The 11,974-nt window shown below is 70.4% G+C and carries 10 protein-coding genes; 9 read left to right on the plus strand and 1 reads right to left on the minus strand.

The window, feature by feature from the left end:
• The 9 genes from GTW40_RS03660 to recQ all read left to right on the plus strand — a co-directional run.
• On the plus strand, nucleotides 1-892 hold an 892-nt coding region (locus GTW40_RS03660; protein WP_161178693.1), incomplete at its 5' end, for a molybdopterin-dependent oxidoreductase.
• Complete coding sequence (nuoH, locus tag GTW40_RS03665; protein ID WP_161178694.1) at nucleotides 889-2,253, plus strand: NADH-quinone oxidoreductase subunit NuoH; 1,365 nt, start codon at nucleotides 889-891, stop codon at nucleotides 2,251-2,253. The genes GTW40_RS03660 and nuoH, both read left to right, overlap by 4 nt.
• On the plus strand, nucleotides 2,246-2,848 hold the full coding sequence (nuoI, locus tag GTW40_RS03670; RefSeq protein ID WP_018543838.1) for an NADH-quinone oxidoreductase subunit NuoI: 603 nt from the start codon (nucleotides 2,246-2,248) through the stop codon (nucleotides 2,846-2,848). The genes nuoH and nuoI overlap by 8 nt, the downstream gene beginning before the upstream one ends.
• Nucleotides 2,845-3,675, plus strand: coding sequence for an NADH-quinone oxidoreductase subunit J (locus tag GTW40_RS03675; RefSeq protein WP_161178695.1), 831 nt, complete (start codon nucleotides 2,845-2,847; stop codon nucleotides 3,673-3,675). The genes nuoI and GTW40_RS03675 overlap by 4 nt, the downstream gene beginning before the upstream one ends.
• Nucleotides 3,672-3,971 (plus strand): NADH-quinone oxidoreductase subunit NuoK, encoded by a 300-nt coding sequence (gene nuoK / locus GTW40_RS03680; RefSeq protein WP_161178696.1) that lies wholly within the window; start codon nucleotides 3,672-3,674, stop codon nucleotides 3,969-3,971. The genes GTW40_RS03675 and nuoK overlap by 4 nt, the downstream gene beginning before the upstream one ends.
• Nucleotides 3,972-3,986: 15 nt before the next feature.
• The gene (gene nuoL, locus GTW40_RS03685; protein WP_161178697.1) at nucleotides 3,987-5,882 is read left to right on the plus strand and encodes an NADH-quinone oxidoreductase subunit L; all 1,896 of its coding nucleotides are present in this window, start codon (nucleotides 3,987-3,989) and stop codon (nucleotides 5,880-5,882) included.
• Between the two features lie 14 nt (nucleotides 5,883-5,896).
• The gene (locus GTW40_RS03690) at nucleotides 5,897-7,468 is read left to right on the plus strand and encodes an NADH-quinone oxidoreductase subunit M (RefSeq protein WP_161178698.1); all 1,572 of its coding nucleotides are present in this window, start codon (nucleotides 5,897-5,899) and stop codon (nucleotides 7,466-7,468) included.
• Nucleotides 7,465-9,114, plus strand: a complete 1,650-nt coding sequence (gene nuoN, locus GTW40_RS03695) for an NADH-quinone oxidoreductase subunit NuoN (RefSeq protein ID WP_161178699.1) — start codon at nucleotides 7,465-7,467, stop codon at nucleotides 9,112-9,114. The genes GTW40_RS03690 and nuoN overlap by 4 nt, the downstream gene beginning before the upstream one ends.
• A 154-nt stretch (nucleotides 9,115-9,268) precedes the next feature.
• Complete coding sequence (gene recQ, locus GTW40_RS03700) at nucleotides 9,269-11,296, plus strand: DNA helicase RecQ (RefSeq protein WP_161178700.1); 2,028 nt, start codon at nucleotides 9,269-9,271, stop codon at nucleotides 11,294-11,296.
• 39 nt (nucleotides 11,297-11,335) lie between these two features.
• On the opposite strand, the gene GTW40_RS03705 is transcribed toward recQ, so the two are convergent.
• Nucleotides 11,336-11,974: M56 family metallopeptidase (locus GTW40_RS03705; protein ID WP_161178701.1), on the minus strand; the 639-nt coding region annotated here is incomplete at its 5' end.

Genomic DNA, 11,974 nt, shown 5'->3' on the forward strand with positions numbered 1-11,974 from the left:
GGGCGGCCGCCCGGCGACCGACCCGCGCGCGCGGGAGGAGGTCGCCGCCGTCTGGGGGCTGGCCGAACTGCCGGGCCGCCACGGCCGCGACACCCAGCAGATCGTGGAGGGCGCCGCGACCGGCGAGCTGTCCGCGCTGTTGGTGGCCGGGGTGGAGGTCGACGACCTGCCCGACCCGGCCCGCGCGCGGGAGGCGCTCGACGCGGTCGGCTTCCTGGTCTCGCTGGAGCTGCGGCCCAGCGAGGTCACCGAGCGCGCCGACGTGGTCCTGCCGGTCGCGGCGGTGGCGGAGAAGGGCGGCACCTTCCTCAACTGGGAGGGCAGGGTGCGCTTCTTCGAGGCCGCGCTCAAGCCCGACCAGATGACCCGCCGTCTCTCCCCGACCGACGGCCGGGTCCTCCAGATGCTGGCCGACGCCATGGACGTCCACCTCGGACTGCCGGACCTCGCCACCACGCGCGCGGAGATCGACCGGCTCGGCGCCTGGAACGGCGCCCCGGCCGCCGACCCGCTGGCCACCGGCGGGGTGCTGCCCCGCCCGGCCGCCGGAGAGGCCGTGCTCGCCGGGCACCGGCTCCTGCTCGACCTCGGTGTCCTCCAGCAGGGCGACGACGCGCTCGCCGGTACCCGGCACGCCGCCTGTGCGCGTGTGTCGGCCGCGACGGCCGCCGAGGCGGGCGTCGAGGACGGTGCCCCGCTCGCCGTGACCGGCCCGGCCGGAACCACCGAACTCCCGCTCCTGGTCACGGAGATGCCCGACCGGGTGGTCTGGCTCCCGCTGGACTCCACCGGCGCGGGCGTCGCCTCCGACACCGGGGCGCGGCCCGGCTCCCTCGTCCGTATCGGCCCGGCGGTGTCCGACGGCCAGGACCTCAAGGAGGACCGAGGATGAGCCCGTTCCTCGCCGCCGAAGACCTCTCGCTGTTCGGCCACGACCCCTGGTGGCTGGTCGTCGTCAAGGCCGTGTTCTGCTTCGCGTTCCTGATGCTGACCGTGCTGCTCTCCATTGTCTGGGAGCGCAAGGTCGTCGCCTGGATGCAGCTGCGCATCGGCCCCAACCGGCACGGCCCCTGGGGCATGCTCCAGTCGCTCGCCGACGGCGTGAAGCTCATGCTCAAGGAGGACGTGGTCGTCAAGCGCGCGGACAAGCTGGTCTACGTCCTCGCGCCGATCGTCGCGACCGTCCCGGCCTGCATGGCGATCGCGGTGATCCCGTTCGGCCCCGCCGACAACGAGATCTCGATCTTCGGCCACCGCACCACCATGCAGCTCACCGACCTGCCGATCGCGATGCTCTACATCCTCGCGGTCGCCTCCGTCGGCATCTACGGCATCGTCCTCGCGGGCTGGAGCTCCGGCTCGACCTATCCGCTGCTCGGTGGTCTGCGCAGTTGCGCGCAGATGATCTCGTACGAGATCGCCATGGGCGCCGCGTTCGCCTCGGTGTTCCTCTACTCGGGCTCCATGTCGACCTCGACGATCGTGGAGCAGCAGCACGACCGCTGGTACATCCTGCTCCTGCCGGTCTCCTTCATCCTCTACATCGTCACCATGGTGGGCGAGACCAACCGCGCCCCCTTCGACATGCCGGAGTCCGAGGGCGACCTGGTCGGCGGGTTCAACACCGAGTACTCGTCCATCAAGTTCGCGCTGTTCATGCTCGCCGAGTACATGAACATGGTGACGGTCTCGGCCGTCTCGGCCACCCTCTTCCTCGGCGGCTGGCGGGCCCCCTGGCCCATCAGTACTTTCTGGGAGGGCGCCAACCACGGCTGGTGGCCGATGCTCTGGTTCGTCATCAAGGTCCAGCTGCTGCTGTTCTTCTTCATCTGGCTGCGCGGCACGCTGCCCCGCGTCCGCTACGACCAGCTGATGAAACTCGGCTGGAAGGTCCTCATCCCGGTCTCGGTGGTCTGGCTGATGCTCGTCGCCACCGTCCGGGTCCTGCGCAACGAGAACTACGGCTTCGCCGACATCGCCCTCTACGTCGGCGGCGGGGTGCTCGCCCTGCTGCTGCTCTCCTTCGTCGCCGACCTGTTCCGCGAGAAGGCCAAGGCCGCCGAAGTCCCGGCCGAGCGGCCCGCGTTCGACCCCCTGGCGGGCGGCTTCCCCGTCCCGCCGCTGCCCGGCCAGGAGCTGCCGCCGGTGCCCAGGCGCCGCCCGCGCCGCGCCGAGCGGGAGCTGATTGTCAGTGGTGGACCGGACACTGTCAGTGACGGAACCACGGATGGAAAGGAGGCGTCCGATGGCTGAGGAGCCGAAGGAGACCGCACCCGGTTTCCAGAACCCCGTGGCCGGCTTCGCCGTGACCTTCAAGGCCATGTTCAAGAAGCGGCTCACCGAGCAGTACCCGGAGCAGAAGAAGACCACCGCTCCCCGCTTCCACGGACGGCACCAGCTCAACCGCCATCCGGACGGCCTGGAGAAGTGCGTCGGCTGTGAACTGTGCGCCTGGGCCTGCCCGGCGGACGCCATCTACGTGGAGGGCGCCGACAACACCGACGAGGAGCGCTACTCCCCGGGCGAGCGGTACGGCCGCGTCTACCAGATCAACTATGCCCGTTGCATCCTGTGCGGGCTGTGCATCGAGGCGTGCCCCACGCGCGCGCTGACGATGACCAACGAGTTCGAGCTGGCCGACTCCAGCCGCGCCAACCTCATCTACACCAAGGAGCAGTTGCTCGCCGGTCTGGAGGAGGGGATGGTCGACTCCCCGCACGCGATCTTCCCGGGCACCGACGAACAGGACTACTACCGAGGGCTGGTGACCGAGGCCGCCCCCGGCACGGTCCGCCAAGTGGCCACCTCGAAGGGCGAGAAGCCTGAGGACGAGGAGGTGGAGGCATGAACGCCTACACCACCTCCACCGGTGAGGCCGTCCAGTTCTGGATCCTCGGAACCGTCGCGGTGATCGGCGCCCTGTGCACCATCCTGATGAAGCGGGCCGTGCACAGCGCGCTCTCGCTCGCCGGGACCATGATCATCCTGGCGGTGTTCTATCTCGCCAACGGCGCCTACTTCCTGGGCGTCGTGCAGATCATCGTCTACACCGGCGCCATCATGATGCTGTTCCTCTTCGTGGTGATGCTCGTCGGCGTGACGGCGGCGGACTCGCTGAAGGAGACCATCAAGGGCCAGCGCTGGCTGGCCCTCCTGTGCGGGCTCGGCTTCGGCGTCCTGCTCGTCGGCGGCATCGCCAACGCCTCCCTGAAGCAGTTCGAGGGCACCGGCCAGGCGAACGCGAACGGCAACGTGCAGGGCCTGGCGGCCCTCATCTTCACCAAGTACGTCTTCGCCTTCGAACTCACCGGCGCCCTGCTGATCACGGCCGCCGTAGGCGCCATGGTCCTCACCCACCGCGAGCGCACCGAACGCGCCAAGACCCAGCGCGAGCTGGCCGAGCAGCGCGTCCGCGACGGCAAGCACCTGCCCCCGCTGCCCGCCCCCGGTGTCTACGCCCGGCACAACGCCGTCGACATCGCGGGCCTGCTGCCCGACGGCACCCCCTCCGAGCTGACCGTCAGCGCGACCCTGCGCGCACGCGGCCAGATGCGGGACGTGTCCGCGCGGGCGCTCGGTGATCTCAAGGCACTCGAACAGCGCGCGAAGGACCGCCTGGAGCGCACGGAGAGCGAACCGGTGAACCTCAAGCGGACGGAGGACGCGTCGAAGTGAACCCCGTCAACTACCTCTATCTCGCTGCCCTGTTGTTCACCATCGGCGCGACCGGCGTGCTCATCAGGCGCAACGCGATCATTTTGTTCATGTGCGTCGAGCTGATGCTCAACGCCTGCAACCTCGCGTTCGTCGTCTTCTCCCGGATGCACGGCAACCTCGACGGCCAGATCATCGCCTTCTTCACGATGGTCGTCGCCGCGGCGGAGGTCGTGGTCGGCCTCGCGATCATCGTGTCGCTGTTCCGCGCCCGCCACTCGGCCTCGGTCGACGACGCCGGCCTGATGAAGCTGTAAGGGGTCGGAAGAATCGTGGAGAACCTGATCGCGCCGCTCATCGCGGCGCCCCTGCTCGGAGCCGCCGTGCTCCTGCTCGGTGGCCGGCGCCTGGACCGCGTCGGCCACTGGATCGGCACGCTGCTGTCCACCGCCTCCTTCGTCATCGGCCTGGTCCTCTTCGCCGGGCTGCTCGGCAAGGATGCCGAACACCGCACGCTGATCCAGCACTTGTGGACCTGGATCTCGGTCGGCGACTTCCACGCGGACGTCACCTTCCGGCTCGACCAGCTGTCGATGACGTTCGTCCTGCTGATCACCGGCGTCGGCTCGCTGATCCACCTCTACTCCATCGGGTACATGGAGCACGACGAGCGGCGCCGCCGCTTCTTCGGCTACCTCAACCTGTTCCTCGCGGCGATGCTCCTGCTGGTCCTCGCCGACAACTACCTGCTGCTGTACGTCGGCTGGGAGGGCGTCGGCCTCGCCTCGTACCTGCTGATCGGCTTCTGGCAGCACAAGCCCAGTGCCGCGACGGCCGCGAAGAAGGCGTTCCTGGTCAACCGCGTCGGCGACATGGGCCTGTCCATCGCGATCATGCTGATGTTCACCACCTTCGGCACCTTCGCCTTCGGACCGGTCTTCGAGCGCGCCGGGGACGCCTCCGAGGGCAGGCTCACCGCGATCGCGCTGATGCTGCTGCTCGCCGCGTGCGGCAAGTCGGCCCAGGTGCCGCTCCAGTCCTGGCTCGGGGACGCCATGGAGGGCCCGACCCCGGTCTCGGCCCTCATCCACGCGGCCACCATGGTGACCGCGGGCGTCTACCTCATCGTCCGCTCCGCCGCGATCTTCAACGGCGCCCCGGACGCACAGCTCGTGGTCACCGTGGTCGGCGCGGTCACGCTGCTCTTCGGTGCGATCGTCGGTTGCGCCAAGGACGACATCAAGAAGGCGCTGGCCGGTTCGACCATGTCGCAGATCGGCTACATGGTGCTGGCGGCGGGCCTCGGCCCCATCGGCTACGTCTTCGCGATCATGCATCTGGTGACGCACGGCTTCTTCAAGGCCGGGCTGTTCCTCGGCGCCGGTTCGGTCATGCACGGCATGAACGACGAGGTCGACATGCGCAGGTACGGCGGCCTGCGGAAGTACATGCCGATCACGTTCGTCACCTTCGGCCTCGGCTACCTCGCGATCATCGGCTTCCCGGGCCTCTCCGGCTTCTTCTCCAAGGACAAGATCATCGAGGCCGCCTTCGCCAAGGGCGGCACCGAGGGCTGGATCCTCGGCGGCGCGGCCCTCCTCGGCGCGGCCGTCACCGCGTTCTACATGACCCGCGTGATGCTGATGACGTTCTTCGGCGAGAAGCGTTGGCAGCCGGATGCCGAGGGCCACGAGCCCCACCCGCACGAGTCCCCGAGCACCATGACGATCCCGATGATCGTGCTGGCGATCGGTTCGGTCGCGGGTGGTGCCTTCTTCGACGTGGGCGACCGCTTCCTGCACTGGCTGGAGCCGGTCACCGGGCACGCCGAGGGCGACTCCCCGCTGAGCGCGCTCACGGTCACCGGCGCCACCATGGTCTGCCTGGTGATCGGCGTGGGCCTGGCCTGGGCGCAGTACGGCCGCAAGCCGGTCCCGGCCGTCGCCCCGCGCGGCTCGCTGCTTACCCGGGCGGCCCGCCGCGACCTGTACCAGGACGACTTCAACCACGTCGTCCTCGTACGCGGCGGCGAGCACCTGACGCGCTCCCTGGTCTACGTCGATCACACCCTGGTGGACGGCGTGGTCAACGGCACGGCGGCCGGTTTCGGCGGCCTGTCCGGGCGGCTGCGCCGGGTCCAGAACGGCTTCGCCCGCTCCTACGCGGTCTCGATGTTCGGCGGCGCGGCCCTGCTGGTCGCCGCGACCCTGCTGATGAGGGCGGTCTGATACCGATGGCTTCGATGTCATTTCCCCTGCTGACAGCGACGGCGGTGCTCCCGGCCCTCGGGGCCGTCGCCACCGCCGCCGTACCGGCCCGGCGGCGCACCGCCGCCAAGTGGCTGGCGCTCCTCGTCTCGCTGGCCACGCTCGCCCTGGCGATCGTCGTCCTGGTCCGCTTCGACCCGGGCGGCGCGCGCTACCAGCTCACCGAGTCCCACGCCTGGATCAAGGACTTCGGGGTCCGCTACGACCTGGGCGTGGACGGCATCGCGGTCGCGCTGATCGCGCTGACCGCCCTGCTGATGCCGTTCATCGTGCTGGCCGGCTGGAACGACGCCGATCCGCTGGAGACCGGCAGCAAGCGGTGGCGTCCCACCCAGGGCTTCTTCGCGCTGATCCTGGCCGTCGAGGCGATGGTGATCATCTCCTTCGAGGCCACCGACGTCTTCGTCTTCTACATCTTCTTCGAAGCCATGCTGATCCCGATGTACTTCCTCATCGGCGGCTTCGGGGACCGTGCGCACGAGCACGGGGAGGTGGCGGCGTCCACGCAGCGGTCGTACGCGGCCGTGAAGTTCCTGCTCTACAACCTGGCCGGCGGTCTGATCATGCTGGCCGCCGTCATCGGGCTCTACGTGGTCGCCGGGAGCTTCAGCCTCCAGGAGATCGTGCAGGCCCGCGCGAACGGCTCGCTGCACATGGCGACGAGCACCGAGCGCTGGCTGTTCCTCGGCTTCTTCTTCGCCTTCGCGGTGAAGGCGCCGCTGTGGCCGCTGCACACCTGGCTCCCCAACGCCATGCAGGAGTCCACCGCCCCGGTCGCCGTCCTCATCACGGCGGTCGTCGACAAGGTGGGCACCTTCGCGATGCTCCGCTTCTGCCTCCAGCTCTTCCCGGAGGCGTCTAAGTGGGCGACGCCCGTCATCCTCGTCCTGGCCCTGATCAGCATCGTCTACGGCGCGCTGCTCGCGGTCGGGCAGCGGGACATCAAGCGTCTGGTGGCGTACGCGTCGATCTCGCACTTCGGCTTCATCGTGCTCGGCATCTTCGCGATGACCAGCCAGGGCCAGTCCGGCGCGACGCTGTACATGGTCAACCACGGCATCTCGACGGCCGCGCTGATGCTGGTCGCCGGGTTCCTGATCTCCCGGCGCGGCTCGCGGCTCATCGCGGACTACGGCGGGGTGCAGAAGGTCGCCCCGGTGCTCGCGGGCACCTTCCTGATCGGCGGCCTCGCGACCCTGTCGCTGCCCGGACTCGCGCCGTTCGTCAGCGAGTTCCTGGTCCTGGTCGGCACGTTCGCGCGCTACCCGGTGATCGGGATCATCGCCACCCTCGGCATCGTCCTGGCCGCGCTGTACACGCTGGTGCTCTACCAGCGGACCATGACCGGGCCCGTGAAGCCCGAGGTCTCCGCGATGCCCGACCTGCGGGTGCGCGAGGTGCTGGTCGTCGCCCCGCTGATCGTGCTGCTGGTCTTCCTGGGCGTCTATCCGAAGCCCCTGACGGACATCGTCAACCCGGCGGTCAAGCAGACCCTGTCCGACGTACACGAGAAGGACCCCAAGCCCGCGGTGGAGGCGGCCAAGTGAGTGCGACAGCCGTCCACAGCCTGTGGACAATGGCGGCGGACCCGATCCCGAAGATCGAGGCGCCGAAAATCGAATACGGACAATTGTCCCCGACACTCATCGTGCTCGGCGCCGCCCTGATCGGGGTGCTGATCGAGGCGTTCGTCCCGCGCCGCTCGCGCTACTACGCCCAGGTGTTCGTCTCGGCCGTCGCGCTGTGCGCCGCCTTCGCGGCGGTCGTCGCGCTCGCGGCCGGGGGGTACGGCACCACGAAGGCGCACGTCGCGGCCATGGGCGCGATCGCGGTCGACGGACCGGCCCTCTTCCTGGAGGGCACGATCCTGCTGGCCGGACTGGTCGGTCTGTTCACCTTCGCGGAACGGCGTCTGGACCCGGCGGCGCACGGCAACCGGGTCGACTCCTTCGCGGCGCAGGCGGCGGCCGTGCCGGGCGGCGAGGGCGAGAAGGCGGCCGTGAAGGCCGGGTTCACCACCACCGAGGTGTTCCCGCTGCTGCTCTTCGCGATCGCCGGGATGCTGGTCTTCCCGGCGGCCAACGACCTGCTGACGCTGTTCGTGGCCCTGGAGGTCCTCTCCCTCCCGCTGTACCTGCTGTGCGCGCTGGCCCGCCGCAAGCGGCTGCTGTCGCAGGAGGCCGCGGTCAAGTACTTCCTGCTCGGCGCGTTCGCCTCCGCGTTCACCCTGTTCGGCATCGCCCTGCTGTACGGCTACGCGGGCTCGGTGTCGTACTCCCGCATCGCGCAGGTCGTCGACGGCACGGTCAGCGGCGTCGACCCGGCCCTCGCGGACACCATGGGCAACGACGCGCTCCTCCTGATCGGCATGGCGCTCCTGGTGATGGGTCTGCTGTTCAAGGTGGGCGCGGTGCCGTTCCACATGTGGACGCCCGACGTGTACCAGGGCGCGCCGACCCCGGTCACCGGCTTCATGGCGGCCGCGACCAAGGTCGCCGCGTTCGGCGCGCTGCTGCGGCTGCTCTACGTCGTCCTGCCGGGGCTGCGCTGGGACTGGCGCCCGGTGATGTGGGGCGTGGCCATCGTCACCATGCTGGGCGGCGCGATCATCGCCATCACCCAGACCGACATCAAGCGCCTGCTCGCGTACTCGTCCATCGCGCACGCGGGCTTCATCCTCGCGGGTGTGATCGCCACGTCGCAGAACGGCGTCTCGTCGGTCCTCTTCTACCTGGCCGGCTACTCCTTCGTGACGATCGGCGCCTTCGCCGTGGTCACCCTGGTCCGCGACGCGGGCGGCGAGGCGACCCACCTCTCCCAGTGGGCGGGGCTCGGGCGCCGTTCCCCGCTGGTGGCGGCGGTCTTCGCGGTCTTCCTGCTCGCCTTCGCCGGTATCCCGCTGACCAGCGGCTTCGCCGGAAAGTTCGCGGTCTTCCGGGCTGCGGCCGAGGGCGGTGCGGCTCCGCTGGTGGTCATCGGTGTCCTCTCCTCCGCCATCGCGGCCTTCTTCTACATCCGCGTGATCGTCCTGATGTTCTTCAGCGCCCCGAAGCCGGACGGCCCCACGGTCGCCGTCCCGTCCCCGCTGACGACGACGGCGATCGCGATCGGCGTGGCGGTGACGGTGGTGCTGGGCGTGGCCCCGCAGTACTTCCTGAGCCTTGCGAACCAGGCGAGCGTGTTTGTGCGCTGATCCGACCCCGCTTCGTACGACTGCCCGGTACCCCTGCGCGGGGTGCCGGGCAGTCGTGTGTGACCGGGTGAACCTGTGGATAACTTCCGGGACTGTCGGCGCGGGCGCCTATGGTGGATGCGGTGGTCGGGACGCGGCGCACGGGGGACAGGCGATGAGTGGGACAGGCGGGATCGGTGGCATGGCAGTGGTGACGGAGGAGGCCGGGGCGGCCAGGAGCGAGGCGCTGGGCGCGCTGCACCGGGTCTTCGGGTACGAGGCGTTCCGGGGCGAGCAGGAAGCGATCATCGAGCATGTGGTGGCGGGCGGGGACGCCCTGGTGCTCATGCCGACCGGTGGCGGCAAGTCGCTGTGCTACCAGATCCCGGCCCTGGTCAGGCCGGGCACCGGTGTCGTGGTCTCGCCGCTGATCGCGCTCATGCAGGACCAGGTGGACGCGCTGCGCGCCCTCGGTGTGCGGGCCGGGTTCATCAACTCCACGCAGGACTTCGACCAGCGCCGCACGGTCGAGGCCGAGTTCCTCGCCGGTGAGCTGGACCTCCTCTACCTCGCCCCGGAGCGGCTGCGCGTGGAGGCCACGCTCGACCTGCTCTCCCGGGGCAGGATCTCCGTGTTCGCCATCGACGAGGCGCACTGTGTCTCCCAGTGGGGCCACGACTTCCGCCCGGACTACCTGAACCTCTCGCTGCTCGGCGAGCGCTGGCCGGACGTACCCCGGATCGCCCTGACCGCCACGGCCACCCAGGCGACCCACCAGGAGATCACCCAGCGGCTGAACCTCCCGTCGGCCCGCCACTTCGTCGCCAGCTTCGACCGCCCCAACATCCAGTACCGGATCGTCCCCAAGGCCGACCCCAAGAAGCAGCTCCTCGCCTTCCTGCGCGAGGAGCACGCCGGAGACGCGGGCATCGTCTACTGCCTCTCACGCAACTCCGTCGAGCGCACCGCCGAGTTCCTCACCGCCAACGGCATCGCGGCGGTGCCGTACCACGCGGGCCTGGACGCGGCCACGCGCGCCGACCACCAGTCCCGCTTCCTGCGCGAGGACGGCCTGATCGTCGTCGCCACCATCGCCTTCGGCATGGGCATCGACAAGCCGGACGTCCGCTTCGTCGCCCACCTCGACCTGCCCAAGTCCATCGAGGGCTACTACCAGGAGACCGGCCGCGCGGGCCGCGACGGAATGCCCTCCACCGCCTGGATGGCGTACGGCCTCAACGACGTCGTGCAGCAGCGCAAGCTGATCCAGTCCGGCGAGGGCGACGAGAACTTCCGCCGCCGCGCCGCCGCCCACCTGGACGCGATGCTCGCCCTGTGCGAGACCGCCCGGTGCAGGCGCGGCCAGCTCCTCGCCTACTTCGGCCAGGAGCCCGGCGCCGAGGCGTGCGGCAACTGCGACACGTGCCTCACCCCGCCGGAGACCTGGGACGGCACGGTCGCCGCGCAGAAGGTCCTCTCCACGGTGGTGCGGCTCCAGCGCGAGCGCGGCCAGAAGTTCGGCACCCTGCAGATCGTGGACATCCTGCTCGGCAAGCGCAGCGCCAAGGTGATCCAGTTCGACCACGACCAGCTCTCCGTCTTCGGCATCGGCGAGGACCTGAGCGAGGGCGAATGGCGCGGCGTCGTACGGCAGTTGCTCGCGCAGGGCCTGCTCGCCGTCGAGGGCGAGTACGGCACGCTGGTGCTCACCGAGGAGAGCGGCGCGGTACTGCGGCGCGAGCGGGAGGTGCCGCTGCGCAAGGAGCCGAAGCGGCCCACCACGGCCCGTTCCGCAGGCGGCCGGGGCGAGCGCAAGGCCAAGTCCGCGGCGGCCGAACTGCCCGCCGAACTGGTCCCCGTCTTCGAGGCCCTGCGTGCCTGGCGCGCCGAGCAGGCGAAGGAACAGGGCGTCCCGGCGTACGTCATCTTCCACGACGCCACCCTCCGCGAGATCGCCACCGCCCGCCCGGCATCGGTGCGCGAGCTGGGCACGATCGGCGGGGTCGGCGAGAAGAAGCTCGCGACGTACGGCGAGGGGGTGCTGGCAGTGCTCAACGGGCAGCCGGAGGCGGTGACTTCGGCACCCGCAGCGCCCGCCGGGGCCGCCGCGCCCGCGCAGTCCGCCAGGGCTGCCGCACCCGCCGCGGCGACCGGCCATGACGAGCACTGGCCCGGCGACGACGAAGAGCCCTACTGGGACTAGCCCTAAGGGGACTGCCCTACGGGGACTGGCCGTTCGCGCTCACGCCAGTGCCGTCAGCCCCGGTGCGAACGTGATCAGGAGGGGCAGCAGCGGGACCAGCGCGGCCGCCGCCGTGGCCAGTGCGCGCTGTCGGCGCAGCAGCCGGGGCGGGGGCTCGAGGAGCCGGTCCACGCGTTCGCCGAGCAGGCGGCGGCTGGAGGCGCAGGACAGCACGCCCCGGTGCTGGTTCAGCTCGATCAGGGCCAGGGCGGTGGTGAGGTGGCCGCAGCGCCGGGAGGCGGTGTCGTCGGCGGCCAGTTCCACCAGCCGGTGCGTCTGGTCGCGGAAGTGCGCGAAGAGCGGCACGCGCGGGAAGCCCGACGCGAGGGCGCTCGACAGATGCAGCAGCCAGTCGTGGTGGGCGCGGGCGTGGCCGCGTTCATGGGTGAGGACCGCGTCCAGCTGGTGGTCGGTGAGCCGGTGCAGCGCCCCGGTGGTCACGACCAGGCGGGGCGGATGCCCGGGCAGCCACCAGGCGTCCGGGTACTCGTCCTCCAGTACCAGCAGCGGCCCGCGCCCCGAGGGCAGCCCGGCGGGCAGCTCCGGGGCCCGCTCGTCCAGGTGCGCCCGGGTCACCCCGCGCCGCCGCCGCACCTCGGTCAGCTCGCGGGCCAGCATGGCGGTGGTCCAGGCGGCCCC

It is taken from the genome of Streptomyces sp. SID4985 (assembly GCF_009863025.1).
Classification (GTDB): domain Bacteria; phylum Actinomycetota; class Actinomycetes; order Streptomycetales; family Streptomycetaceae; genus Streptomyces.

Coding starts and splice junctions, on each gene's coding strand:
- nuoH (WP_161178694.1), top strand. CDS start 889: ATGAGCCCGTTCCTCGCCGCCGAAGACCTCTCGCTGTTCGGCCACGAC.
- GTW40_RS03690 (WP_161178698.1), top strand. CDS start 5,897: ATGTCATTTCCCCTGCTGACAGCGACGGCGGTGCTCCCGGCCCTCGGG.
- GTW40_RS03675 (WP_161178695.1), top strand. CDS start 2,845: ATGAACGCCTACACCACCTCCACCGGTGAGGCCGTCCAGTTCTGGATC.
- recQ (WP_161178700.1), top strand. CDS start 9,269: ATGAGTGGGACAGGCGGGATCGGTGGCATGGCAGTGGTGACGGAGGAG.
- nuoI (WP_018543838.1), top strand. CDS start 2,246: ATGGCTGAGGAGCCGAAGGAGACCGCACCCGGTTTCCAGAACCCCGTG.